The organism is Pseudoflavonifractor sp. MCC625 (assembly GCF_018784545.1).
In the GTDB taxonomy this organism is placed as follows: Bacteria; Bacillota; Clostridia; order Oscillospirales; family Oscillospiraceae; genus Pseudoflavonifractor_A; species Pseudoflavonifractor_A gallinarum.
In genome coordinates this window covers 1-517 of record NZ_WQOJ01000059.1, presented here as the reverse complement: position 1 = coordinate 517, position 517 = coordinate 1, and the positions used below count along the sequence as shown (strand labels likewise).

Sequence of the window (517 nt, the reverse complement as noted above, 5' to 3'; positions counted from 1 at the left end):
ATCTCCACGCCGTACAGCTCCTTGATCTGCTCAGCGATATCCCGCTGGCTCATGCCGCAGGCGTACAGTGCCAGGATCTTATCCTCCATCCCGTCCGCATTCCGGTCATACTTGCCGATGATCTTGGGCTCAAAGGAGCCGTTCCGGTCCCGGGGGACCTTGATGTCCACCTCACCCAGCTGGGTCTTGACGGTCTTCTTCGTGTAGCCATTGCGGTAGTTTCTGAGGGTTCCCTCCGGCTCGCCTGAGCGCTCGCAACGCTCGCGACCAAGCTCCTCGTCCATCTCCACTTCCATGACGGTCTGGATGACGTCCCGGAACATTTCCTTCATGGCCTCCATGATCTCCGTCGTACTGGTGAAGTGCTGGCTCTGAACGTATTCCTTCAACAAATCCTGTGGTACTGGCTGCATAATCTTCGTCTCCTTCGTCTTGAATGTTTGATCTCATTCTTGACTCAGTCGAAGATTTTCATACTGTCGAGGAACGTCGATTACACAGAATTTTCTGCGGTCTC

The 517-nt window shown here is 54.4% G+C and carries 1 protein-coding gene; it reads right to left on the bottom strand.

Translation table 11 applies throughout. The features are described from left to right. The coding region (locus tag GPK94_RS15860) for a transposase (RefSeq protein ID WP_215656269.1) at positions 1 to 413 on the bottom strand (413 nt) is incomplete at its 3' end. Between the last annotated feature and the right edge of the window lie 104 nt (positions 414 to 517).